This window comes from Sphingomonas sp. (assembly GCF_019242355.1).
GTDB lineage: Bacteria > Pseudomonadota > Alphaproteobacteria > Sphingomonadales > Sphingomonadaceae > Sphingomicrobium.
On the sequence record NZ_JAFAVR010000142.1, the window covers coordinates 1 to 22078 of the forward strand.

General features: G+C 65.4%; 14 protein-coding genes and 1 pseudogene. 3 read left to right on the forward strand and 12 right to left on the reverse strand.

The annotated features are described in order from the left end of the window. Nucleotides 1–392 (reverse strand): annotated as a pseudogene (locus JOZ79_RS07080) (bifunctional proline dehydrogenase/L-glutamate gamma-semialdehyde dehydrogenase); the annotation flags it as partial. Between the two features lie 257 nt (nucleotides 393–649). Further along, a complete protein-coding gene (gene secA / locus JOZ79_RS07085; protein WP_294072505.1) occupies nucleotides 650–3379 on the reverse strand; it encodes a preprotein translocase subunit SecA in 2730 nt (909 codons plus the stop codon). A gap of 118 nt (nucleotides 3380–3497) precedes the next feature. Between secA and JOZ79_RS07090 the strand changes: the two genes are divergently transcribed. Next, nucleotides 3498–3935, forward strand: a complete 438-nt coding sequence (locus JOZ79_RS07090) for a GFA family protein (RefSeq protein WP_294072508.1) — start codon at nucleotides 3498–3500, stop codon at nucleotides 3933–3935. Nucleotides 3936–3942: 7 nt separating this feature from the next. Here JOZ79_RS07090 and trxA read toward each other — a convergent pair whose 3' ends face one another. After that, nucleotides 3943–4293, reverse strand: a complete 351-nt coding sequence (trxA, locus tag JOZ79_RS07095; protein ID WP_294072510.1) for a thioredoxin TrxA — start codon at nucleotides 4291–4293, stop codon at nucleotides 3943–3945. Between the two features lie 61 nt (nucleotides 4294–4354). Beyond that, complete coding sequence (gene addA, locus JOZ79_RS07100; protein ID WP_294072512.1) at nucleotides 4355–7768, reverse strand: double-strand break repair helicase AddA; 3414 nt, start codon at nucleotides 7766–7768, stop codon at nucleotides 4355–4357. A 71-nt stretch (nucleotides 7769–7839) separates the two neighbouring features. Between addA and JOZ79_RS07105 the strand changes: the two genes are divergently transcribed. Then, nucleotides 7840–7989 (forward strand): hypothetical protein, encoded by a 150-nt coding sequence (locus tag JOZ79_RS07105; RefSeq protein ID WP_294072515.1) that lies wholly within the window; start codon nucleotides 7840–7842, stop codon nucleotides 7987–7989. 17 nt (nucleotides 7990–8006) lie between these two features. Here JOZ79_RS07105 and addB read toward each other — a convergent pair whose 3' ends face one another. From addB to JOZ79_RS07140, 7 genes are all read right to left on the reverse strand, one after another. Next, complete coding sequence (addB, locus tag JOZ79_RS07110) at nucleotides 8007–10916, reverse strand: double-strand break repair protein AddB (protein ID WP_294072517.1); 2910 nt, start codon at nucleotides 10914–10916, stop codon at nucleotides 8007–8009. Further along, nucleotides 10909–11670 carry a nucleotidyltransferase family protein gene (locus tag JOZ79_RS07115; RefSeq protein ID WP_294072519.1) on the reverse strand — a complete coding sequence of 254 codons (762 nt, stop codon included), beginning with the start codon at nucleotides 11668–11670 and terminating at the stop codon, nucleotides 10909–10911. Before JOZ79_RS07115 ends, addB begins: the two co-directional genes overlap by 8 nt. Then, nucleotides 11667–12653, reverse strand: a complete 987-nt coding sequence (locus JOZ79_RS07120) for a phosphotransferase (protein ID WP_294072537.1) — start codon at nucleotides 12651–12653, stop codon at nucleotides 11667–11669. The genes JOZ79_RS07115 and JOZ79_RS07120 overlap by 4 nt, the downstream gene beginning before the upstream one ends. Further along, nucleotides 12650–13084 (reverse strand): tRNA (adenosine(37)-N6)-threonylcarbamoyltransferase complex ATPase subunit type 1 TsaE, encoded by a 435-nt coding sequence (gene tsaE, locus JOZ79_RS07125; RefSeq protein ID WP_294072521.1) that lies wholly within the window; start codon nucleotides 13082–13084, stop codon nucleotides 12650–12652. Before tsaE ends, JOZ79_RS07120 begins: the two co-directional genes overlap by 4 nt. Further along, complete coding sequence (locus JOZ79_RS07130) at nucleotides 13081–15396, reverse strand: PAS domain-containing sensor histidine kinase (protein ID WP_294072523.1); 2316 nt, start codon at nucleotides 15394–15396, stop codon at nucleotides 13081–13083. Before JOZ79_RS07130 ends, tsaE begins: the two co-directional genes overlap by 4 nt. A 319-nt stretch (nucleotides 15397–15715) precedes the next feature. Beyond that, a complete protein-coding gene (locus JOZ79_RS07135; RefSeq protein WP_294072526.1) occupies nucleotides 15716–18946 on the reverse strand; it encodes a TonB-dependent receptor in 3231 nt (1076 codons plus the stop codon). Between the two features lie 145 nt (nucleotides 18947–19091). Then, nucleotides 19092–20570, reverse strand: a complete 1479-nt coding sequence (locus JOZ79_RS07140) for a sulfotransferase (RefSeq protein WP_294072529.1) — start codon at nucleotides 20568–20570, stop codon at nucleotides 19092–19094. 30 nt (nucleotides 20571–20600) lie between these two features. On the opposite strand from JOZ79_RS07140, the gene JOZ79_RS07145 reads away from it, so the two are divergent. Beyond that, nucleotides 20601–20915 (forward strand): hypothetical protein, encoded by a 315-nt coding sequence (locus tag JOZ79_RS07145; protein ID WP_294072532.1) that lies wholly within the window; start codon nucleotides 20601–20603, stop codon nucleotides 20913–20915. Here JOZ79_RS07145 and ahcY read toward each other — a convergent pair. Next, nucleotides 20874–22078, reverse strand: a 1205-nt coding sequence (ahcY, locus tag JOZ79_RS07150; RefSeq protein ID WP_294072534.1) for an adenosylhomocysteinase, incomplete at its 5' end; no start/stop codon positions are given. The genes JOZ79_RS07145 and ahcY overlap by 42 nt on opposite strands.

The following is a 22078-nucleotide window of genomic DNA, read 5'->3' on the forward strand; positions in this document are numbered from 1 at the left end:
TCGTTCGCGCCTCCCAGCACCTTGCCGGTCAAGAGCAGGGAGAAGGTCGCCGCATTGACGAACGAGGATTCCGACCGGCCGAGCTGATCGGACCAGTCCGGCCCGGAGAGCTTGTCGGCGATCAGCTCGTCGGCCGTCCGCGAATCGGGAATCCGGAGCAGCGCCTCGGCAAGGCACATCATCGCGATGCCCTCGTCCGAGCCGAGGTCATAGGCATGAAGGAAAGCATCAAGCCCGGACGGCTTGTGAGAACGCATGCCGTTGACGAGCGCCCGGGCAATCGCCCCAGCTTCGGCCGCCGTTTCGGCCGGAAGCCTGGCTTCGGCAATCCGGACGTTGGCGACCTGCTCTTCGTCAGGGCGATAGGCCCGGCGCAGGTCTGAGCGGTCCACTGGTCGGGGACGTGATCGGGAATCTGTGCGGCTTGGCCGCGTCTGTGAATCGGCAGACATGTCGGCGCTGCCTAGGCGCGGCAGTCCCGCTTATGCAATTCCCTGAACGTCAGTCCAGCGCATGGATCGCCGGAAGCGCCTCGATCCGCGCCCGCCAGGGAAAATACTCTTCGAGCCTCCCCCCATCAGCAACCGCTTCCACCGTCCCACAGGCAAACGGATACAATCATGGCTCAGTGGGAAGCGGCCAACCTCGCTCAGGCGACCTGACCGTGGCAGTGTTTATATTTGAGACCGGAGCCGCAGGGGCACGGCGCATTGCGACTGATCGGCGCCTCGACGACCGCGCCGTCTTCGCGTTGCGGATAAGCGGGCTGCGGAATGCCGAGTTCAGGCAGGGCCGAGAGACCACGCACTGAACCGTCGATGTCGGCCGTGTTGTCGTCCCCGGAGAGGGGATCGAAATGCTGCGTGATGAAGTCGGGCAGCGTTGGCAAAGACGGTTCCTGGAATTGCAACTGCGCGTTCATCAGGGTCCGCGTCACCTCCTCGCGGATCGACACCAGCAGCCGCTCAAACAGCAGGAAGGCTTCCTGCTTGTACTCATCGATCGGCTTCTTCTGGGCATAGCTCCGGAGGTGGATCACCTGGCGAAGCGCATCGAGCGTCGAAAGATGCTCCTTCCAGTGATGATCGAGGGTCTGGAGCAGGATCTGCTTTTCGACTTCGACCCACCGCTCGGGATCCATCTCCTTGACCTTCTCGGCCATCGCGTCGTCGGCGAGCTTCAGCACCCGCTCCGACACCAGCTCAGGATCGACCGCCTCTTCCTGCATCCAGGAATCAATCGGCGGCTCGAGGCCGAAGATGACCCGGACGCTCTCCTTGAGCTCCTCGACGTTCCACTGCTCCGGATAGGTCCCCTCCTGACAGTTCACGGCGATGATCGAATGGACCGTCTCCGCGCGCATATCCGAGATGGTCTCCGAGACGCTCTCGGCATCCATGATGTCGGCGCGCTGCTCGTAGATGACCTTGCGCTGGTCGTTCATGACGTCGTCGAATTCGACGACCTGCTTGCGGATGTCGTAGTTGCGTGCCTCGACCTTCTTCTGCGCAGTCTCGATCGCCTTGGAAATCCACGGGCTGACGATCGCCTCGCCGTCCTCGAGGTTCTTGTTCATCAGCCGCGAGAACATGGTCTGCGGACCGAAGATTCGAAGCAGGTCGTCGTCGAGACTGAGGTAGAACTTCGACAGGCCCGGATCGCCCTGCCGCCCCGAACGGCCGCGCAGCTGGTTGTCGATGCGCCGGCTCTCGTGGCGCTCCGTGCCGAGCACGTAGAGCCCGCCGAGCTCGAGCACGCGCTGCTTCTCCGCGGCGATTTCCTCTCGGACCTTCTCGGCGCGAGTCTCATATTCGGGCGATCCGGCAACGAGGTCCGGAGTCTCGTCGAGCATCCGGAACTCGAGGTTTCCGCCGAGCTGGATGTCCGTTCCGCGCCCAGCCATGTTGGTCGCGATCGTTACTGCGCCAATCCGCCCGGCCTGGGCGACGATATGGGCTTCCTGTTCGTGGAAGCGGGCGTTCAGCACCGAATGCCTGATGCCCTCCGCATTCAAATATTCGGACAGCATCTCGGACTTCTCGATCGACACCGTGCCGACCAACGCGGGCTGCCCCTGCTCCTGCTTGGCCTTGAGCTCCTTGGCGATTGCTCCGAACTTCTCGGGCATCGTCTTGTAGAACTCATCCTCCTCATCGGCGCGGCGAACGGGAACGTTGGTCGGGATCGCGACCACGTTCATCTTGTAGATGTCGAAGAATTCCGGCGCCTCGGTCATCGCGGTGCCGGTCATCCCGCCGAGCTTCGGATACATCCGGAAGTAGTTCTGGAAGGTGATTGAGGCGAGTGTCTGGTTCTCGGGCTCAATCTGCACGCCTTCCTTGGCCTCGACCGCCTGGTGAAGCCCGTCCGACCAGCGCCGTCCGTCCATCATCCGGCCGGTGAACTCGTCGATGATGACGACCTTCCCATCCTTGACGATATAGTCGATGTCCTTCTTGAACATGACGTTCGCCTTGAGCGCCTGGTTCAGGTGATGGACGACCTGCGTGTTGGCGATGTCGTAGAGATTACGGCCTTCGATCAGCCCCTCGCCTTCGAGCAGCCGCTCCGACTTCTCCGTGCCCTCTTCCGTCAGGACGACGCTCTTCTGCTTCTCATCCTTCTCGTAGTCCGACTCGAGCAAGGTCTTCACCAGGCGGTCGACCGAGATGTAGAGGTCGGACTTATCATCCGTAGGGCCCGAGATGATGAGCGGCGTGCGAGCCTCGTCGATCAAGATCGAATCCACCTCGTCGACGATCGCGAAATGGAACGGCCGCTGGACCATCTCTTCGCGCGAATATTTCATGTTGTCGCGCAGGTAGTCGAAGCCGAGTTCGTTATTCGTCGCGTAGGTGATATCGGCGTTGTAAGCATCCCGCCGCTGCTGGTCGGTCAGGTTGGGGACGATGACGCCGACGGTCATGCCGAGGAATCGGTAGACCTGTCCCATCCAGCCGGCGTCGCGAGTGGCGAGATAGTCGTTCACCGTGACAACGTGGACGCCCTTGCCTTCGAGCGCGTTGAGATAAACCGCGAGCGTCGCGACCAGCGTCTTGCCTTCGCCCGTCTTCATTTCGGCAATTTCGCCGCGATGGAGGGCAATGCCGCCGATCAGCTGGACGTCGTAGTGTCGCTGGCCAAGCGTTCTACGAGCCGCTTCGCGAACCGTTGCAAAGGCTTCGGGCAACAAGTCGTCAAGCCTGGCGCCGCTTGCCAGCCGCTGCCGGAAAACGTCCGTCTGGCCACGCAACTCCTCGTCGCTGAGCGCGGAAATCGTCGGCTCGAAGCCGTTGACCGCGTCGACATACTTGCCGAGACCGCGGACATAGCGATCGTTGGCCGATCCGAAGATGCTCTTTGCCACTGCGGCGAACATGGAAAATCCTTAAATGCCAGCGCGTTAGAGAAAGGTCGAAAACTTCTCGCGGCGGCTGGGGAAACTGCGCCCGGCGATGTAAGGAGCGCCCTGCTGCTAGTCAATTAACGGAGGCCGCATGGGGCTGACCGGTGGATGCATGTGCGGCACTGTCCGCTACGAGCTGAAAAGCGATCCGTTCGATTGCGGCTGGTGCCATTGCCGGACGTGCCAGCTCACCAGCGGCGCGCCGGCGATGGTCTTCGCGTCGGTTCCGGAAGGGGACTTGGCCTGGACCTCAGGCGCGAGCAGCGTGAAGTCGGTTGCCTCGTCCAGCTTCGGCCATCGCACCTTCTGCGGCGAGTGCGGCACGCCTTTCCTGATGCAGGTCGACCACCAACCGGAAACCATCGACTTCAGCGTTGCGACGCTGGACGACCCGGGCGCCATCGCACCCATGTTTCACATTTTCTGGGCAAGCAGGGTGCCGTGGTTCGATCCCGGCGATGATCTGCCGCGGCACGACAGGTTCCGGCCGGACACACGCGGTCTCGAAGGAACCGAGCCGCCCGAATGATCCGCCTCTAGGCTTGGCGCACGCCCTGACCCGCCGTGTCGAGATTGCTCTCGAGCCACTGCTGGATCTGGCTGCGCGGCGCAGCGCCAACCTTTTGCGCGATCGGCTGGCCGCCCTTGAACAACAGCATCGTCGGAATGCCGCGAACGCCGTAACGGCCCGGGGTGTCGGGATTCTCGTCGATATTGAGCTTGGCGATCGTGACCTTCTCGCCGAGTTCCTTCGAGATGTCCTCAAGAGCCGGCGCGATCATCCGGCACGGGCCGCACCATTCGGCCCAGAAATCGACGAGCACCGGTCCGTCGGCACCCAACACATCGGATGAAAAGCTCTGGTCGGTGACCGTCTTGGTGCTCATGGCGCGCGACTCTCCTGATGACGTGAACTTGGAGAACATATGGGCAGTCGCGGTCCGCCTCTCAAGTCGGCAGCTCGAATAGCTGCGGCCCACCGGTGTAGAGCAGCGCCGCATGGATCGCCCGGCCCGGGAAGATCACTCGCAGCGCCTCGGCGTAGGCGCCCATCTGCGCCCGGTGTGCGTTCGGGATTGAAGCCTCGCCAGGCGGCACGCGACCGGTCTTGAAGTCGAGCACGGAGACGTGATCGGCCTCCACCAGCAAGCGGTCGACGGTGCCGGCGATCACGCGGCCGTCGGGCAAGGTCGCGGCAAGCGGCGCTTCTGCCAGCGAGCCCGGACCGAACAGCGGCGCCAGCGAGGGCTGTTCGAGGACCCGACAGACCTCCTCGACGATCTCGACCTGCTGCTCGGCCGTCACTGCCTCCGCTGTTTGCTCCAGCCACCGCAACCCGCCGGCCCGGCGATGCGCCGGTGCGACATCGGCAAGGCGCTCCAGCAGATGGTGAATGAGCGTGCCGCGCCGGGCCGCCGCCCGCATGGTTTCGCTCGGCGGCGGCGCCGGCTCCCGGTCCTCTGCGATCGCCGACGGCGCGAGCGGACGCGGCGGCCGGGACTGGGGGGGAGCTTCGGCGAGCGCCCATACTGGCACGGCGGGTGCGATCACATCGCGCCGCGCCCGTCTTGGCCGGATCGCCCCTGCGCGCACCGTTCCGAGATAGCGGAGGACTTGGTTACCGGCGCCGCCCTGTTCCCATTGCGCGCCGAGTCCCGTCAGCGCCTGCTCGACCCTCGTGTGCCAGCAGTTCGCGGACCGCTCGCCGCGCGGTTTCACACCGGCGACCACCAACCGCTCGGCGGCGCGGGTCATGCCGACATAGAGCAGGCGCCAATGTTCCTCGAGGTCGCGAAGCTTGTCGTCGACCATGACGGCATCGAACGGCGCCATCGCCTCGGCCTTACGGGGCCGGACGAGCGGCACCCGAGCGTTGCTGATCGGCAGCTGCAAAACGTTCGACGGGCCGCCTAGCCGGTCTGGATCGGCGGTTGAATCTGCAAGGACCACGACCGGCGCCTCAAGCCCTTTGGCGCCGTGCACCGTCATCACCCTCACCGCGTTGCCGGGCGCCGACGGATCGCGCTTGATCTCGACGTCGCCTTTGGAGAACCAGGACAGAAAGCGATCGAGCGAGACCGTTTCGCCGCGCTCGAACTCGAGGGCGCTCGACAGCAATTCGTCGGTGGGGTCGCGGGCGGACGCGCCGAGCCGCCCATAGAGCTTGCGTCGGCCCTGCATCGGCCCGGTCAACACCGTTTCGAGGAAGCGATGCGGAGTCGTATAGTCCGCCATGGCCAGAAGCGAGAGGAGCGCGTCCCGCGCCTCCGCGAAGTCCGGTCGCTCGCCGGCGCGCTCGCCGAGCGTCTTCCACAGGGAATGGCTGCCGCGCGCGTGCGCAAGGTCGAACAATTGCTGCTGGTCCCAGCCGAGCAACGGTGAAACCAGCAGGTTCGCGAGGTTGAGATCGTCGCGCGGCTGCACGGCGAACGCCATCGCCCCCAGCAGGTCGCGGACCGCGAGCGGTTCCTGAAGGTGCAGGCGATCGATGCCGGCGACCGGAACGTGCTCGGCAAACAGCCGCGCGACGATCAGCGACGCCAGCTCGCCCCGGCTCCGAACCAGGATAAGCACGTCGCCCGGCGTCATCGGCCGCTCCGTCGTTTGCAGGACCGGCGCCTCGTCCAGCCAGCTCTTAACCTGCTTCGCCAACGCGGCGGCATAAAGCCGGTCCGTCTCGTCGACCCACGATTCCTCTCCGGCATCCTCGTCCAAGTCGAGCGCTTCGAATGGCGGACACAGTTCGACTATGCCGGGCCAGCCAGCAAAATACGCGCGATGGCGGTTGGGAGCGTCCTCGATACCCATGGCGCGATGTCCAACGTTGTCGATCACCGCATCGACGACATCGAGGACGGCTTGCGCCGAGCGGAAGCTGGCGTCGATCGACAGGCTCCGGAACTCGGGCGCTGAGATAGCCCGTTCGTCCGCCTCGGCGGCGGCATCGCGGAGGGTTTCGGACTGGTCCCGTACCCAGTCGGACGCGCGCCGGAACTCCGCGGGATCGGTGCCCTGGAAGCGGAAGATCGCCTGCTTGAAGTCGCCGACGATGAACATCGTCCGGTGCCGCCGCTCTGCCGCGCCCACCCCGCTGAAATATTCGCCCGCAAGAGCCTGGATGATCGCCCACTGGTCACGGTTGGTGTCCTGCGATTCATCGACGAGGATGTGATCGGTCCGTTGGTCGAGCTTGTAACGCACCCAGTCACCCATCCCGGGCTGATCGAGCAGGTTCCGAGTCCAGCCGATGAGGTCGTTGAAGTCGGCGACGCCCGCGCTTCGCTTCGCCGCGGAATAGGCGCGCGCAAAGGCCATCCCGGCGCGAAGCCCTGCGGCCATCTCCGCCGCGAGGCGCGCGCCGCGCTGGATTCGCAGCAGCTCGGCCACCGCAGCCGCAAGCCGCTCAGCATGCGCGTCATAGGCCGGATCCGCCTTGCGCTGGCCCGCGGTCACCTTGCGCAACTCGCCCGAGCCGGTGAACACGATCAAGGCGAAATCCGGTAGCGACTCCGCGCGCTCGCCGGGGGGCAGCGCCAGCCACGCATCGACCTTGGCGGCAAGGTCCGTCCCAGTGGACGTCGCCCAGCGTCGGTTTGCGTCCGCGATCGCGCGGAGGACATCGCAATCGAAGCGGTCGTCACCGCAATGGCTCGCGAGATAATCCTCCACCGAGCCGTCGGGCAGGCCGATCATCTGACCCAGCCGGGCTTCGACCGATGCCATCTCGCCGAGCGACGCCAGCGCATCGCCCGAGCGCGCGCACCGCATCAGATAATCGACCGCTCCGCCCTCACCCAGCCGAAGACTGAGGCAGCGCACGTCAGATAGCAGCTGCTCGTTGCCCTGCGCCTCTGCATCGGCAAGCAGGCTGGCCAGGGTCGAGCGAGCCAGCTCCTGCTCCGCCCGCCCCTCAATCGGCTGAAATCCCGGCGTGATCCCCGCTTCCGCCGGGAAGGACGCAAGAAGGGTCTGCGCGAAGCTGTGAATGGTCTGGATGCGCAATCCGCCAGGCGCGTCGAGAACCCGCGCGAACAGCCGCCGCGCGGCCTGCAGCGTCAGCGGGTCGTCGCTCTCGCCGAGGGCGAACAGGTCCTTGCGCAGCTTCGCGTCGGGCATCCGCACCCAGGCCGCGAGCCGGTCGCCGATGCGGTTCGCCATCTCGGCCGCGCCGGCCTTGGTGAAGGTCACGCAGAGGATCGTCTCCGGCGCGACCCCGCTCAGCAGCAGGCGGAGAACGCGTCCTGTCAGCACCTGCGTCTTGCCTGTGCCGGCCGATGCCGACAGCGAGGCATTGATTGCCGGGTCGACAGCGCTCGCCTGCTCGCCCTCGAGCACCGGCAGCGGCTTGAAGCGGCGGGTCATGTCCGCGACGCTTTCAAAGCGCTCCGGGAACCCATAGACATGGCACCCGGAAACACGATCAGGACAGGGCGATGAGCGACAGCAACCAACGGGACGAGGACAGCGACGGCCGCCGCGCGAAGCTGGTCAAGGCCGGAGTCGCGGTCGGCATCGGCTCGGCCGCCATTGTTGCCGCCCTGCTTTACGCATCGACCGTCAAGAAGTCGCCGCGCAAGCGCTAGCCGCCTCCCCCAGGCCCTCATCCGCGGCCGTACCATTCTTCAAGCCGCATCAGCTGGTCATACTCGCCATACGGCGCGAAGGCCGGGTGCAGCTTCGCCGTGAAGGCCTCGTCGCCGGTCAGCCACCGTCCCGCCGCCTCCTCGAAATTGCGGGCCGCATGGGCGAGGAACTCGTCCGGCCCCATGCCCTTGTCGGGACAGACGCGACGCCCGAACTTGTCGGCATATTTGGTCAGGGACCAGTATTCGAAAAGCCTCGGAAGACCGCTGACCGCGTCGAACCCGCCAGCTTCTGCGATCAGCCCAAGAAGCCCTAGCTGAAGTGCGAACCCGGCGTTCACCGCGTTGGGCGCAGGCGCCTTGCCCGTCTTGTAGTCGACGATCCCGAGCCCGCCATCCGCAAGCTTGTCGATCCGGTCGGCCTTGCCGTGGAGCGTCACGCCCGCGATCACCGCCTCGCCGCGTTTCTCGGCGACCAGCGGTCGCCGGCCCTGCTCGCGGTTCGCCTTTTCCTGCTCCTCGACCCAGCGGATCGCCTCGATCAGGCGCGGCGACCACAAGGCGCGAAGCATCGGATGGATGATGTCCCGGCCCAGCAGCTCCTGCGCCCTCGGCAGAAGCCGGTCGGGCGTGCAGTCGTCGCTCTCCTGCCATTCCTGCAGGACCAGGTGGACCGCCGTTCCCTTCCAGGCCGCGGTGTGATCAGCATCGACGGCGTCGAGGCTCGGCAGCTTCAGCACCTCGCGCGCGTAGAACGCGAACGGATCGGCCTTCAGTCGATCGACGGAGGTGACGGAAATCTTGCGCGGCCGAGCGTCGCCGGGCGGACTCGGCGCCGGACGATCGGCAGGCTTCACGGAATCGGGCACGTCGATCGCCTCGACCAGCCGTTCCAAACGAACGTCACGAGTGATCCCGCCCGTCATCGCTTCCAGTCGCAGCCACAGCCGCGACGCCACGGTCGGCGACCTGCTGTCCCGCCGCGCTCGCGTGATCAGCACGCTCGGCGCCCCAAGCGCGCTTGCGAAATCGTGCGCCGACAGGCCGATCCGAAACTCCAGCCCGGGTAGGCCAAGGTTCGACCGGATCTTCGGGGCGAGCCACGGATTGGGTTGCGGAGCGGCCGGCCAGACTCCCTCGTTCAACCCGCCAAGCACCATGAGGTCGGCATGTTGCAGCCGCGCTTCGAGCAGGCCCCATATGAAGATCCTGGGATGCCCTCCATAGGGCGGCCGGACGCTTTCGCCGTCAAGAAGCTGCCGAAGCAGCGGCACCGCGTCGGTCGCGGCAACCGTGAGCCGTTTCGACCCCTCTTTTGCTTGCAGTTCGGACACCAGTTCGGCGGCCATTCGGCCATCCTGGCCGCGCCATGCCGCGTCGCCGGCAAGACGCTCCGCCGCCTCCGAAAGCGCGGACGCGAGATCGCCGAGGGTGAGCGGACTGGCGAAAATCCCTTCCAAGCCTGCCAGACGGGCGCGAATGGCCTTCCAGACAGCCGCGACCTCCGTGCCCTTAGCCTTGAAATACCCGTCCAGTCCGAGAACGCCGGCGGCAGGTCGCGGACCCCGCAATGCAAGGTCGAGCGTCCGCACCTGCTCCAGCCAGCCGAGCCGCTCGGGCCCCTCGCCGCCAACCAACGGATGCTTCAACAGCGCAAGCAGCGGCACCGGCGCGAAATCTTCCGCCACGGCCCCTGTGACCGCAAGAAGAAGCGTGCCTGGAGCCGTCTCGGACAGCGATCGGCCGGCACTGTCGTCGGCATCCACGCCCCAGCGTCTGAGGAGGGCCGACACCCGCCGGGCGAGGGTGCGGTCGGGAGTCACGAGCGCCGCCGTCCGCCCGGGCGTCTCGAGCGCCTCGCGCAGCGCCAGCGCGATCCCCTGCGCCTCGGCCGCAGGGTCCGCGAACTCGGCCGCACGAACGCCCGTCAGGCGGCGCTCGGCCGGGTTCAGCGAGCTCCATTTGTCCGTGAACGCCGCGAGGGTCATGGCGTTGTCGACGGCACGCCCTCGAGCCGCGGGCGAGGCCGCGCGCCCTCCCGCCGGCCAGGTCTTCACGTCCCCGCGCGCAACGTCCATCCTGTCGAGCAATTGCTTGAGATGAAACTGCGGGTGAGTTTGCCCGCGCTTGCCGTTGTCAGCGTCGAGGGCGTCCCATTCCTCGCTCGGCATGCTGCGTTCAAGGGCGAGCGCCGGCAGGACGACCATCCCGTCCGGCATGCGCGAGACGCACCGAAGCAGCCTTGCGACCGCCGGCGCGGCAGTGGTGATTCCGGCGGCGATCGTGAATCCTTGCGGCGGAGTCTCGCGCCAGCGCCCGGCGAGGCGACGAAGCAGCCGATTGTGCCGGTCCGCGAGATCGATCCGGCCAAGGAGCGCAAGCCGTGCCGGCCATTGCTCGATGATCGCCCGAAGCCGGTCGAGCGAAACCTGCCAGTGAACCGCGAGATCGGGTGCATCGGCCGCGGCTTCGGCAAGCTCCCTCGGCTCGATCTCCTGGACGAGCAGCGCATCGAGCGTTCGGCCAAGCTCCTGCGCGAGACGGAAGGCTTCGGCACTGCTCGTCACCTCGCCCGCAACGATCTCGGCCAGGGCCAGCAGACGGTCGAGCGGATCGATCGCCGGCGGGATTGCCGCGGCGGCGTCGATGGGGCCGAGCGCACCACCGATGCGCTCGTCGATCTCAGGATCGCCGATCGGGATCAGCCGCGGCAATAGCAGGCCGCTGCCGCTCGCCCGCACGAAGGCGTCCGTAACCGCGCGCACGCCTCGGTTGTTGGGCAGAAGGATGCGCCCGCGGGCGAGCTCGAGCGGATCGCCGCCGAATCGCTGGATCAGTCCGTCCGCAAGTGCGTCCGCGAACGACCGATGGGCGGGAATGGTGTAGACGGACGGGTCGCCGGGGCGCTCCGCCGCTGCGTCAGACATTCTGGAGCGCCGCTTCGGTCATCTGGATGGCGGCCGGCGTGCCGACGTCGAACCACAGGCCCTGGTGAACGACTCCGAAGCACCGTCCTTCGGCGATCGCCCGGTCCCAGAAGATGTTGGTCGAGAACGGCCCCTCCGGCGCATCGCGCAACAGGCGCTTTGAAAGCATCTGGATGCCGGTAAAGACGAACGGCGCAACGCGGCTGCGCGCCCGCCGCCGAAGCCGACCCTCCCGGTCCATGTGGAAATCACCCATCCCGCCATGGTTCTCGGCCCGGGCGAGCGGTACCAGCAGAAGCAAGGCGTCCATCCTGCGGTCGTCCCAGTGCGACGCCAGCAGCCGCAGCGTATCGGCGGGCCCGTCGACCCACAAATTGTCGCTGTTGACCGACAGGAACGGGTCACAGTCGATCAGCGGCGCTGCCTTCACGAGGCCGCCGCCGGTCTCCAGCAGAAGCGAGCGCTCGTCGGATATGGCAACGTCGAGCCCGTGGCGGCGGCTGGCGAGATGCGCCTCCACCGCATCGGCCAGATAGTGGACGTTGACCACCACCTTGCGGACACCCGCGGCCTTCAGCCGATCGAGCACGTGGTCGAGAAGCGCCTGCCCGGCAACCGTGACCAGCGGCTTCGGCCGAGTCGCGGTCAGCGGTCGCATCCGCTTGCCAAGCCCGGCGGCCATCACCATCGCGGTGTGCGGCACCTCGGCCGGCACTTCCGCGCGCAGGCGCAGAGCCCGCTGCGCGACGCTCATTGGGCGTCCTGCCAGGGCGCGCGGCGGTACGCCGGAGGAACATTGGCATCGAACCAATCGCGCACCGGCTCAAGCCCCGGCCTCTCCAGGTCACGCTCGAGGAGTCCCCACATACGTGGTTGGAAACGCCGGTATCCGGGTTTGCCGTCCCGCTTCCAAAGCCGCGTGAAGACGCCGAGGATTCGCGTGTTGCGCTGGGCTGCCAATGCCCAGTAGGCACGCTCGAAGCGATCGCCACCGGCCGTCGCCTCGACGTAACGCTCGATCATTTCGCGCTCGATGTCCGGCGACACGTCGCGGCGCGCATCCTCGAGCACCGAGGCGAGATCGTACGCCGGGTGGCCTCTCAACGCGTCCTGGAAATCGAGCAGGCCGAAATGGGCGACGCCGCTTCGGCCTTCGACCAGCATCACGTTCTCGGCATGGTAATCGCGAAGAACCGTGACCGGACCGAGCCCGTCCGCCGCCACCGGCGCGAGCACCTCCTGCCAGGCCGACTGGTACGCCGCTGGGTCCACCTCTATCCCGACGGCCGGGCAATACCAGTCGGTGAACAGCTTCAGCTCCTCCAGCCACTGCTCGAGCCCGTGAGGACGCAGGCCGTCCATCGGCGGGTGGCTGTGGAGATGGACGAGCACGTCGGTCGCGCGCTCGTAAAGCTCCCTTTCCCGTTCAGGCGCGGTATCGAGCGTCTCCCGCAGCCGGGTGTCGCCGAAGTCGCCGAGCAGGAGCAGGCCACGGTCCAGGTCCCGTGCAAGAATCTCGGGAGCGTTGAGGCCGTGGCCGACCAGCCATTCGGCTACGGCGATGAAGGGTCGCGGATCCTCGTGCGGTGGCGGCGCGTCCATCAACACCGCCTGGCCGTCATTGCCGATCACCCTGAAATAGCGCCGGAACGACGCATCGCCGGCGAGCGGCTCGATGCGCGCACCACCCCACCCTGCCCGCTGAAGGAAGTCTGCCGCATGGTCGGGCGGAGTCATCGGGTTGGCCATCGGCTCTCCCATGGCGGCGGCACCTTCGCTGTCAAGCGCCGTCCGCCCTCGGGCATGACCTCGAGCGACAGGGCGAGCGCCCCCGGCCATCGGTCGGCGCCGCCCCGCTCCGGCCATTCGATCAGGAGAACGCCGCCGGCGCTCGCGTCCAGGCCTAGCTCGTCGAGCTCCGACGGGTCCTGCAGCCGGTATAGATCGACGTGCCAGACGGGCAGGACCAGGTCCTCATATGGCTGGACGATGGCAAAGCTGGGGCTCGGCACTTCCCCATCGTGCCCGAGCGCGGCAATCAACCCGCGGGCGAAGGCCGTCTTGCCGGCGCCGAGCGGCCCGGACAGGGTAATCACGTCGCCGGCGCGAACGCGCTTCGCGAGCGCGGCGCCGGCAGCCGCCGTCTCGTGCTCGCTGCCTAGGATCATTGGGGCTTTCGCGGGATCGTCAGGACGACCGTCGTGCCCTTGCCCTTCTCGGATTCAAGTTCGACGGTGCCCCCGTGCGCCTCGATGAACTGCCGCGTCAACGGTAGTCCGAGGCCGAGCGCCGCCTCTCCTCTCACGCCCGCCTCGACGATTCGGTCGAAGCGGTCGAACACGCGCGGCAGGTCCTCGGCGGCAATGCCCGGTCCGTTGTCGCTGATCCGGACCACGGCCTGGCCGTCGTCGCCGCCGGCCTCTAGGCGGATGCGGCCCTTGCGATCGGTATAGGCCATCGCGTTGTTGAGCACGTGCTCGATTGATTCCCGCAGCCGCCGGGCGTCGCCAAACACGATGCCGGCAGTGGTCGAGATGTCGGTCTCAAGCCGCTGGGCCTTCTCGGCCGCTCGCGTCCGCGCCGCCTCCGCTGCCGTCCGGCACAGGCCTGCAAGGTCGATCCGCTCACGCTCGAGGACGACACCGCGCGTGTTTCCTGTCGTGAGGTCTAGGACGTCGTTGATAAGTTTCGACAATCGCTCGACGGATTCGAGAATCGCGCTCACATAGTCGCGGCCCTTGACCGTCAGGTCGCCCGCATATCCACCCGCGAGAAGCTCGGCGAAGCCCCCGATCGAGGTCAGTGGGGTGCGCAGCTCATAGCTCATGTTGGCGACGAAATCGGTCTTGACCCGGTCCGCCTCCTCGAGCGCCTTCGCCCGCTCCCGCAGCGCCTCCTCGATCCGAGCGGAATCGGTGACGTCGACCATCGTGAACAGAGCATTCCCATCCGGCAGGGGTACCGCCGCGAATTGGAAGTGCCGCCCGTCGGTCATGGAGATGCGGCCGTTCGCCGACTGCCGCTCGTTGGTCGTCTGCCGGACCATCTCCCGGATCTGAGCCGCCGCCGTCGGGTTGACGAGCTTGCGCGCCATTGCCGGAACCAGTTCGTCGACACGCGGGTGGCCATTCAGCCAGTCCTCGTCCAGTTCCCAATGCTCGATGAAACGGCGGTTCCACAGGTAGAGGCGACCGTCGCTGGCGAAAACGCTGATCGCCTCGAACAGATTGTCGAACGTCGCCGCCCGGACGCGAAGCAGAGTATCTCGCGCGGAAGCGAGACGCAGCTGCTCCGTCCGGTCCTCGGCGAACAGCCGCAACCCGCCGTCGGGCAGCGGCTGGGCGACGACACGGACGTGGTCGCCGTTCGGCAGCATCCATTCTTCCTCGACCGCCTCGTCGGGGCTGCTGAACCAGGCCCGCCGCTCAGCCTTCCACGCCGGGAAGTCGCGCACTTCAGGCAGGCGGTGGTTTTCGCGCATGCGCTCCAGAACGCGGTCGAACTCCGGCGATTCGGCTAGCCATTCGGGATCGACCTGAGCCATCGCCGCGAACGGTTGGTTGAAGAAGCTCAGCGTCCGGTCGGCGTCGAACTGGGCGACGCCGGCAGTCATCCGGTCGGCGAGCTCACGCTGCGACTCCATGTGCCGCCCGAGCTCGCTGCGCGCCTCCTCGAGATCCTGGACGTCGATCGCGAAGCCCGCGACGGCGCCGGTCGGAAGCGGAACATTGACGACCCGGAGCATTCTCCGCTCGCCGCCCAGGATCGCCGGCTGCATCCGCGATTGCGCGTTACCGCTTTCGAGCGCCTGCATGGCCGCCGCGACGGCGCTGTCCTCGCCCTCGCCGTCGATCAGCTCCGCGGAGCGAGCAATTACGTCTGCGGCGTCGCGGCCTTCGACAGCTTCGACGAAGGCGTGATTGACCAGCCCAAGCCGAAGGTCAGGCCCACGATACCACATCGGAAAGGGCGCGGCCTCGATCAGGTGCGCGAGGGAGTCGAGCGCAGCCTCGGTCTGCCGCAGCCGAAGCGTCAAGCCGGCCCGTTCCTCCTCGCCCGCGCTGGTATCGAGGAACCAGAGCAGCAGCGTTCCCGGCGGTTCGTCAGCTGGCGCCGGGCCGCCGCGAACCTCGAACGAGCGGCCGGAGCCGCCGGCGCGCACCTTCAGGAACAGGCGGCCGGCAGAGAGGCGGGCGGACTCGATCACCGCGCGCAATTGCTCGAAATCGCCGCTCGCAAGGCCTGCTCCGTCGACCACAAGATCCTCGAGGCGCGCCGGCATCGAAGCGAGGCCAAGCTCGCGAGCGAGACGGGGATCGATGTCGAGGCTGCCGTCCGGTCGGACCAGGAGCGGACGCGCCGGGGCCGCGTCGAGGAGTGCCGCCGTCGACTTGGCGCTTGCGAGCACCGTCTCGGCAATCCGAAACCGGCGTGCGGCGAGGAACGACAGCGCAGCGGCGACAAGAATCCAGAAAAGCACGAGCGCGGCTGCGATAACGCTAACCGTCGCACCCCCCTCCATCATGCAGCTCCCGTCGCAGATTTCATTTCATATGCGGGAGCAACGGCAAAACAAAGGGTCGAAGACGCGCTTAGCGGCGGGCTGGACGGAGCTATCGTTATCATGGCACCGCCACGCGGCTGCTCCTTCGCGCTTCGGCTTGGTCGAACCACCGGGGCCGGGCTCCTCGAGCCGAGCCTATGGATCAGGCAAAGCTCCGGTTTTCCTTCCGTGACTCGCATGGGCAAAAAAAGGGCGGGATTTCTCCCGCCCTTTGAAGGATCGATGGTCGATTGGCTTACTTGAACGAACGCGTCACGTTCACGAAGGCCGACCGGCCGCGGTAATCGTAGGCACCGCCGCCGAAGAAGTTCCCGAACCGAGAGTAGCCCACCTTATAGGCGCTGCTGATCACAGGCGGCTTGGCATTGAAGATGTTATTCATGCCGAAGGTGATCTGTCCGACGTTCGGCCACTCGAACTGGACCGACGCGCCATGCTCCCAATAAGCCTCGGCAGTGAGATCGTAGTGGATCTTGGTCGGGCACGGCGTCGGATCGCCCTCACACGTATTGATCGTGAGATGCGGGTCCTGATCCTGCGAGTTGGACGGACCGATATACTTCACGCCCCAACGCAAGGTGATGTTGCTGGCCGTCTTGAACCGCGCGTCGAGTGTTCCGACCCACTTCGGTCCACCGTTCTGTCCGGGGTAGCCGAGCGTACCGTTATACTCGGTCAGGCCCTGACCCGGGAAGATCTCGAGCTTCTGGGACAGGTTGCGCGTTGCCTGCAACTGAGCCTGGAAGTTGCCCCCAAAGAGCGGCGTTGCAAAGCGCGCGTCGAAGTCGATGCCAGATGCGATTTGCTTCGAGATGTTGACGTACGGGTTGCGGAACGAGCCAATCACGCCCGCCTGATCCGGCTGCACAACCTGGTCGACCGTCAGCCGCGGCCCGATCAACGCGCAATAGGGATTAGTCGCAAAATCGGTCGCCTCGTAGCAGTAGGTCAGGATCAGGTTGCCGAGCTGGCCCACCTCGCCCTTCACCTTGACGTGCCAATAATCGGCCGAGAGCGAGATGTCCGCAATCCGCCGCGGTACCGTCACGACTGCACCAAAGCCGTACGTCCTTGCCTTCTCGGCCTTGAGGACACCTCGCCCACCCGACGTTGTGACCGGAATGGAACCACCCGGCGGGTCGAACTTGGTCGCATTGTTGCCAAGGATCGGCGTCAAAGCCGCGAGACAGTTCTTATAGACCGTATCGGTGGGCTGATACTGGGCTGCGAAATTCACGCACGGATCGACCGACACGCCGTAATAGCCGACCTCATCAGCGATGAACTGCTCGTAGAGGTTCGGTGCGCGGAAGTTCGTACCGTAGTTGCCGCGGAACCGGAGGGCCGGGATCGGCGACCACTGAGCACTGGCGTGATAAGTGAAGCCGTTACCGTACGACTGGTAGTGGGTATAGCGCCCCGACCCTTCGATCTCGAGCAGGTTGAAGAACGGACGATCCTTCAGGATCGGTGCGTCGAACTCAGCATAGGCTTCGTTGACCGTATCGCTGCCGATCGTGTTGCCGGCCGTGCCGTAATAGAGGAGATCGCCAGCGGCACGCTCTGCGCCTGGCCGATCCTCGATGTGGCTGTGGCGACGCTCGACGCCGACGGCGGCCTTCACCGCACCGCCCGGGAGCTGGAACAGCGTTCCATCGAGCGCCAGGCTGTAGGTTTCGTCTTTGAACTTCGTCCTGGTGTAATTTACCATCGGGTACAGATAATCGTACGCCGCCTGCGGCAAGTTGCCGTTGATGAGGACGTTCGGATCGAAGAAATTGATCGGAACGCACTTGCCGCCGTTGTAGGCGCCGTCGGTCAGGTTGCTGGCGCACGTATAGACATTGCCGGCACCGACCTGACCCGGAAGGGCCGTGACGGTGTATTGTCCAGGAACTCCCGACGGCGCAAGCGCGGTGATCGCAGTGTTGCCGAGGTTGTAGCCCAGCGGCGTCTGCACGTCTTCACGCGATTTCGTGCGCGAGAGCTGGACGTTGGCATCGTAACGCCAGTCGCCGAAGCCGAGGTTGCCGCGCAAGCCGCCATTCGCGCGCCAGAAGTCGACCTTCTGCTTCTGCTCGAACAGGCGGTTCGGCATGATGAACGGGCCGAAGTAGTTATATCCGGCATTGGCCCACGCCACCGGGAAGAACGGCGTGACGGGAAAGCCATACTGCTCGAGCGGGGTGCCGGCGTAGTTACCGCCGTACAGCTGTGCCTGATCGTAGTTCGGCACGCTCTGGTAGTCGATCCGGTCGGTGCTCCACTGATGCGACAGACGGCGCGTGAAGAGCCCCTCGCCATACAGTTCCGCATCGCCGAGGATGCCCAGGTCGTAGGCACCGTTCAAGTAACCCGTAAACGTCTTGATCGGGCTCTGCACGGTGTTGTCCAGGAAGAGCTTACGCGTTTCCGGAAGGTAGCTGTAATTGCCGGGAGCCGCGCCGGGACGGACGTTGGCGGGCGGTCCGAACAGGGTCGGATTGCCCGTATCATAGCCCTGGAGGCTCAGACGGACGCCCGGCGCACCGTTGAAGCTGGCGCCAACGCCGTAACCTTGCGGAGAACCCAGAACGTCACGCTCGAACGGGAAGCAGCGAAGCGCGGTGCCGCCCGGGACCATCTGCCCGACTTCCTGGTTGTTATCGTCCCGATAGGCGAGCTCACGAACGCAGCTCGTGTCCTTACGATCGCCGAGGCGCAGCCCCTGGTCGTTGCGGAACTCGAACGCGCCGGTGATGTGGCCACGGCTGAAGGTCTTGCCCGCCGTGATCGACGCACGCATCGTGTCACCATATTTGGCGTACAGCGGATGATCGGAATAGCCATCGAGGGTCACGCCGTTGATCGACGTGTCCGTGATGATGTTGATGACGCCCGCGATGGCGTCCGAACCGTAGATCGAAGACGCGCCTTCGCGAAGGACCTCGATGCGCTGCACGAGCGACGTCGGCAGAACGTTGAGGTCGGCGGCAACCAGCTGCGGGCCGACGCCGGCCGGCGCCAGGCGACGGCCGTTGAGCAGGACCAGGGTGCGCTGCGAGCCAAGACCGCGAAGACCGACGGTGCTGGCGGCCTGACCGTTATCGGACAGGTAGCCCAGGAAGGATCCGTTGATCTGCGACGTGCCCGACGTGACGGTCGCGGACTGCAGCACTTCCGAGGTCGACCGCGTACCAGCGAGGATCTGGTCGTCGCGAGTGATGATGTCGACGTTCTGCGGAGTGTTGAAATTGTTGCGGCGAATGCGCGACCCGGTCACGACAATGGCCGGTCCCTGCTCGCTCGCCACCGGCTGACCCTGCGCGTTGGTCGCGCTGGTGGTGGCCCGCGGCTTTTCGCTGTCCTGGGTCTTCTGCGGCGTCGTGTCCACCGGAGCCGCGGGAGTGGCCTGCCCATAAGCCGGGCTGGCCGTCAGGGCGATCAGCGAAATGGATGAAAGAATGACCGCATTTGAGGCGCGCATACGCTAGGTTCCCCCTCGAGAGATAAATATCGTGGGAACCCGTAAGCAGCTTGATTGCAAAACAAAATGACGGACGACGTGACCATGGGCAAATAGCCCGACCGTGTCACATTAATGCCACATACAGAAATGGGCCCCCGCCAGGCTAGGCTCGCCAGTCGTCCAGCAGATCGCCCAGGGAGCTTTTGAGCTCGCCGAGCCACGGTTCGTAATTCCGCCAGATGCCGAATCCGCTGCGGTTTATAGGCTGCCGAACCTGCTCCGCGCTCGGCGTGAAGATCGCGCGCTTCGTTTCGAAGAACCGCAGGCACGATTCCTCGAACTCAACTCCGACATACTGTAGCAGCCGTCTCACCTGGCCCTCGAAATCGTCGACGAGGTCGTCGTGGATGAGCCGGTACACGCGGCCGGGCAGCACGTCGTCGAAATGCCGCATGATCCCGACGTAATCGCGATAGTGGCGGCCGAGCTCTCCTTGATCATAGCTGAAGTCCAGGCCCGCATGGAAATGCTGCCGGTAATTGGCGAAGCAGCAATCCATCGGGTTGCGCCGCACATCGATGATCTTCGCGTTCGGAAGGATGCAATGGATGAGCCCGGTGTAGCGCCAGTTGGCCGGGTTCTTGTCCGTGAACAGTGGACGGTTCGAGTGCCTCGATCTGCTCGCAAGATCGAGGTAGCGGCCTCCGAGACGAACGCAGTCCTTCTCGCTCAGCCCGCGAACAAGGTCGGCCGGCGGCATGCCAGGGCGCATCGTTCCCAGCTCGGTCTCGAGCTGGTGAAGGACGAAGAGCTCCTCCGTTCCCTCGATCCGCGAATGGCTGGCGAGGATCTGCTCGACCAGGGTCGAGCCGGCCCGCGGCATTCCGACGATGAAGATGGGCTCCGGCCTTGGATCTCCCCAACCCTCGCGGTCCTCGAAGAATCGCCGCGTAAAGACGTTCCGTGTGAATTCGACGCCCGATCCGACGACGTCATTGTGACGGGTCGGTGACTTCGCGCGAATACGGTTTCCCTGCTCCAGTCGCCGAGCGGCGGCTTCATACTGCTTGCGTTCGTCGAGCGCCTTTGCGAGCGCGAACGAAATGTCCACGCGCGTCGGATCCGGCAGGTCCGGATCGTCAAGGACCGTCTCCATCGCCTCCACGTCATGATCGAAAAGGCTTGCGACCTTGAGATTGGCCAATCCCCACCAGGCCGCTCCATTGGTCGGATCGAGAGCCGTCGCCGTTCGATAGGCAGCGACGCCCCTGCCGAACTCGCCCATCGTTTTCAGGACATATCCGAAGTTGAGCCAGTGCATCGACCCCTGGGGCCGCATCTCCAGCAGGCGCTCGAAGGCGGCGTAGCCAAGCTCCAGCCCCCGCGTCTGGATGAAAATCGACGCCTTGTAGGCCTGCGCCGGTTCAAAATCCGGATTGCAGCGGAGCGCCTCGTCCAGCGCTTTGATCGCCTGAGGCAGGAAATCCGGATAGTCCTTCTCGCATGCAATGCGGTGCAAGGTCATTCCCAGGCTGGTCCAAGCCTCGTGGGAATGCGCATGAATCCTTGCGGACTCGCGCAGGATTCGCTCGGCATCCTCCCGCAGGTCGCACTTGGCGGCGATCTCGGCCATCAGGTGCATGGCCGTGGGATCATGCCGGATCCTCCTCAGGTGGGCCCTGACGAGGATTTCGGCTTCTTCCAGTCGGCCGAGCGCGATCAGCTGGCGAGCGTCGAGAACCGCTTGCGGCGCATCGAGGCCGTCTGGATTGTACGGGAAGGCACGCGCGAAGCGCTCGACCACGTCGCGAAGAACCAGCGTCGCCGCTTCGTCCTGAGGATTTTCCGCAACAACCGCGCGCGCATCGTCGCACGCGCGCAGAAGCCTCGCGCGCGCGGAGTCTTCGATCGCGCCCTTATTGGTCAATTTGCCCGCGACAAGTCATCAATAGCGGTAGTGATCCGGCTTGAACGGGCCTTCGGCTGAAACCCCGATGTACGATGCCTGCTTGTCGCTGAGGGTGGTGAGCTTCACGCCAAGCTTGTCGAGGTGCAGCCGCGCGACCTTCTCGTCGAGGTGCTTGGGCAGGACGTAGACATCGTTCTTGTAGTCGGCCGACTTGGTCCACAGCTCGATCTGCGCCAGCACCTGGTTGGTGAAGCTGGAGCTCATCACGAAGCTCGGGTGGCCGGTCGCGTTGCCGAGGTTCACGAGGCGGCCCTTCGACAACACGATGATCCGCTTGCCGTCGGGAAACTCGACCTCGTCGACCTGGGGCTTGATCTCGGTCCACTTCATGTTGGCGAGGCCGCCGATCTGGATCTCGCTGTCGAAGTGGCCGATGTTGCAGACGATCGCCATGTTCTTCATCGCGCGCATGTGGTCGACGGTGATGACGTCCATGTTGCCGGTCGCGGTGACGAAGATGTCGGCGCGCTTGGTCGCCTCTTCCATCGTCACGACCTCATAACCTTCCATCGCCGCCTGCAGGGCGCAGATCGGGTCGATCTCGGTGACCAGCACGCGGGCACCGCCGTTACGAAGCGATGCGGCCGAGCCCTTGCCGACGTCGCCATAGCCGGCGACGCAGGCGACTTTGCCGGCCAGCATGACGTCGGTCGCCCGGCGGATCGCGTCGACCAGGCTCTCCTTGCAGCCATAGAGATTGTCGAACTTCGACTTGGTGACGCTGTCGTTGACGTTGATCGCCGGGAACGGAAGCTTGCCCTGCTTGGCGAGCTCGTACAGGCGGTGGACGCCGGTCGTCGTCTCTTCCGACACGCCGTTGATCGCCTGCACCGTCTTGGTGAGATAGCCCGGACGCTCCTTGATGAAGCGCTGCAGCGTCGCGACGAACACTTCCTCTTCCTCGTTGGATGGGGTGAACAGCTGCTCCCCCGCCTCGACCCGAGCTCCCCACAACGCGAACATGGTGGCGTCGCCGCCGTCGTCGAGGATCATGTTGCAAGTCGTGTCGTGGCCCCAGTCGAAGATGCGGACGACATATTGCCAATAGTCTTCAAGGGTCTCGCCCTTGATCGCGAACACCGGGATGTTGTGCGCTGCGATTGCGGCGGCGGCGTGGTCCTGGGTCGAGAAGATATTGCACGACGCCCAGCGAACCTCGGCGCCCAACTCGGTGAGCGTTT

Bases quoted from the DNA above. Each gene is read 5' to 3' on its own strand.
- tsaE (WP_294072521.1), bottom strand. From the start codon at position 13,084: ATGATCCTAGGCAGCGAGCACGAGACGGCGGCTGCCGGCGCCGCGCTC.
- JOZ79_RS07090 (WP_294072508.1), top strand. From the start codon at position 3,498: ATGGGGCTGACCGGTGGATGCATGTGCGGCACTGTCCGCTACGAGCTG.
- addA (WP_294072512.1), bottom strand. From the start codon at position 7,768: ATGACCCGCCGCTTCAAGCCGCTGCCGGTGCTCGAGGGCGAGCAGGCG.
- addB (WP_294072517.1), bottom strand. From the start codon at position 10,916: ATGTCTGACGCAGCGGCGGAGCGCCCCGGCGACCCGTCCGTCTACACC.
- JOZ79_RS07105 (WP_294072515.1), top strand. From the start codon at position 7,840: ATGAGCGACAGCAACCAACGGGACGAGGACAGCGACGGCCGCCGCGCG.
- secA (WP_294072505.1), bottom strand. From the start codon at position 3,379: ATGTTCGCCGCAGTGGCAAAGAGCATCTTCGGATCGGCCAACGATCGC.
- JOZ79_RS07120 (WP_294072537.1), bottom strand. From the start codon at position 12,653: ATGACTCCGCCCGACCATGCGGCAGACTTCCTTCAGCGGGCAGGGTGG.
- JOZ79_RS07115 (WP_294072519.1), bottom strand. From the start codon at position 11,670: ATGAGCGTCGCGCAGCGGGCTCTGCGCCTGCGCGCGGAAGTGCCGGCC.
- trxA (WP_294072510.1), bottom strand. From the start codon at position 4,293: ATGAGCACCAAGACGGTCACCGACCAGAGCTTTTCATCCGATGTGTTG.
- JOZ79_RS07140 (WP_294072529.1), bottom strand. From the start codon at position 20,570: ATGCACCTGATGGCCGAGATCGCCGCCAAGTGCGACCTGCGGGAGGAT.
- JOZ79_RS07135 (WP_294072526.1), bottom strand. From the start codon at position 18,946: ATGCGCGCCTCAAATGCGGTCATTCTTTCATCCATTTCGCTGATCGCC.